This is a genomic window from Dyadobacter sp. (genome assembly GCF_051859145.1).
In the GTDB taxonomy this organism is placed as follows: domain Bacteria; phylum Bacteroidota; class Bacteroidia; order Cytophagales; family Spirosomataceae; genus Dyadobacter.
Genome location: NZ_JBHYGF010000496.1, coordinates 1 through 2,406, shown reverse-complemented (window position 1 = coordinate 2,406; position 2,406 = coordinate 1). Strand labels below are relative to the sequence as shown.

The 2,406-nt window shown below is 51.2% G+C and carries 3 protein-coding genes; all 3 read left to right on the top strand.

Annotation, left to right across the window (positions count from 1 at the left end):
• The coding region (locus ACTIE6_RS22680) for an efflux RND transporter permease subunit (RefSeq protein WP_439558801.1) at positions 1–1,188 on the top strand (1,188 nt) is incomplete at its 5' end.
• Positions 1,185–1,466 (top strand): efflux RND transporter permease subunit, encoded by a 282-nt coding sequence (locus tag ACTIE6_RS22675; protein ID WP_439558800.1) that lies wholly within the window; start codon positions 1,185–1,187, stop codon positions 1,464–1,466. The genes ACTIE6_RS22680 and ACTIE6_RS22675, both read left to right, overlap by 4 nt.
• Positions 1,447–2,406 (top strand): efflux RND transporter periplasmic adaptor subunit (locus ACTIE6_RS22670; protein WP_439558799.1); only part of this gene is annotated, 960 nt, incomplete at its 3' end. The genes ACTIE6_RS22675 and ACTIE6_RS22670, both read left to right, overlap by 20 nt.

Sequence of the window (2,406 nt, the reverse complement as noted above, 5' to 3'; positions counted from 1 at the left end):
GAGCTATTAGCATTGGTCAATCAGGCTTCTGATGACCACCTGGCAATTTCATCGGCTTATGTCGGCGTTGTTCCTACCAACTACGCGACTACTAATTTATATGTAAGCACCAGCGGCCCTAATGACGCGGTGATCAAAGTAGGCCTTGATCCTGAATACAAAACCAATATGCAGGATTTGAAAGAACGGATCCGCATGGTCGTAGCCGAGCAGATGCCAGAGATTACTTTGTCTTTCGAACCCGCTGATCTGACTGAAAAGCTCATGAGCGGTGGTGCATTCACGCCCATCGAAGTACAGGTTGCCGGAAGGGATATGAAAGAAATCGAAGGCTATGCTAATAAACTCGTCAAGGGGTTGTCCGGCCAGGATCATTTGCGGGATGTCCGTATCATTCAACCCCTTAAATTCCCGGTCATCAACATTAAGCTCGACCGCCAGAAACTGGCAACAATGGGGCTGAGCTTGCAGCAAACCGCCCGCTCGATCACCGCATCAACATCATCGAGCCGCTATACTGAAAAGAATCAATGGCTTGATCAAAAGGCTGCATACACTTACCAGGTCCAGGTCCAGATCCCTGAATTTGCGATGCGAAACATGGCCCAGTTACAGGAAATTCCCCTTGTAGCAGGTCAGCCCAGACCGGTGCTTGCTGATGTAGCTACCTTCTCGGTTGATACGCTTCCAGGAGAATATGCGCGGATCGGCCCGCGGCGGTTTGTCACGGTATCAGCCAATATTCATCACCAGGATCTGGGTAGTGCCACCCGCTCGGTCGAAAAAGTAATCGCTGGGCTAGGAGCTGGACCAAAAGGCCTGGTAACAGAAGTGAAAGGGATGTCATCGCTTTTAACAGAAACCCTGGACAGCCTGCAGCTCGGACTGGGCATTGCTATCGTGGTGATCTTTTTGCTTTTGGCTGCTAACTACCAATCATTTAAGTTGTCGCTGGTGATCCTTTCAACAGTACCAGCCGTGATCGTGGGATCAATAGCTTTTTTGCTGTTGACAGGCAGCACGCTGAACCTGCAATCTTACATGGGTATCATTATGTCAACGGGGATTTCAGTAGCCAATGCGATCCTGATCGTCACCAATGCAGAGCGGCTCCGCTGGGAGTACCGTGATGTGCGCGCAGGGCCGCGTTGGAAAGCGCAGGAGCGCGTCTTCGGCCCGTGCTCATGACCAGCTTTGCGATGGTGGCGGGTATGGTGCCAATGGCTTTGGGAACCGGGGAAGCCGGAGAGCAGGTTGCCCCACTTGGCCGCGCGGTGATCGGCGGATTGATTGCCTCTACCCTGGCAGCCCTTTACATCGTACCCCAGGTATATGTGTTTTTACAAAGCAAAACAGCATATAAAGATCCTTCCCTTTTACCAGTCGAAAACGCGCCGGCTAGCGCCTCAGATTTGCATGTTAATGGCCATTCAGACCAAACTACCTATGAAAAACATAACATATAATTTTCTTGCCCTTGCAATCGGGCTGACCATTTTCAGTGCTTGCTCGTCATCGGAGTCTGCGGAGAATAAAACGCAGAAGAAAGTCATCAGTAAACCAGCTGTTAAGCTCGGCACAGTTAGCTCGCAGAAGGTTGGCGAACAGGTTCAGCTACCCGGCGAGTTCCTGGCTTTCCAGGAAGTGAGTATCTATCCAAAAGCCGACGGGTTCGTCGAAAAAGTGCTTGTAGACCGGGGTAGCAGTGTGCATAAAGGTCAAGTACTGATGGTGTTGGAGGCCCCAGAAACAGAAGAGCAACTGGTGGCAGCGCGTTCCAATTACCTGAAAGCAAAGGCCATGCTGGTCGCCAGCCAGGAGCATTATAAAAGGCTAAAAGCCAGTGCCGGCATTCGCGGCTCTGTGTCAGCGCTGGATCTGGAAAGCGCCAATGCCAAAATGATGGCCGATAGTGCGGCAGCAATGGGCGAGCAGGCTAACTTCGGCGCACTTACAAAGATCAAATCTTATCTAGTCGTACGTGCACCGTTTGACGGTGTGATTACAGAGCGAAATGTACACCCCGGAGCGCTGGTTGGCTCAGGCGTAAAGTTGCAGGGGCCTATGCTGATGTTGCAGCAACAGAACCGGCTCAGGCTGGTGGTGGATGTGCCAGAGACTTATAGCGTTGGCTTAAAGCAAGGTAAAGCCGTAGCGTTCACTGTGAATGCGATGCCTGGAGAGCAATTTAAAGGCAAAATCAGTCGCCGTTCCGGAAACATGAACCAGAAATTCCGCTCTGAAACCGTCGAAATAGATGTTGCCAATGCAAAGGGTGCGATAAAGCCAGGCATGTTTGCCGAAGTTGTTTTTGCGCCTGAAGGCACGCAAGGTTCACTTACAGTGCCGAGGCAGGCTGTGGTGACTTCAACGGAAGGGCAATATGTAATTAAGGTCAATCAGGGA

Excerpts from the sequence above, each read along its gene's own strand:
- ACTIE6_RS22675 (WP_439558800.1), top strand. The coding sequence starts at position 1,185 with ATGACCAGCTTTGCGATGGTGGCGGGTATGGTGCCAATGGCTTTGGGA.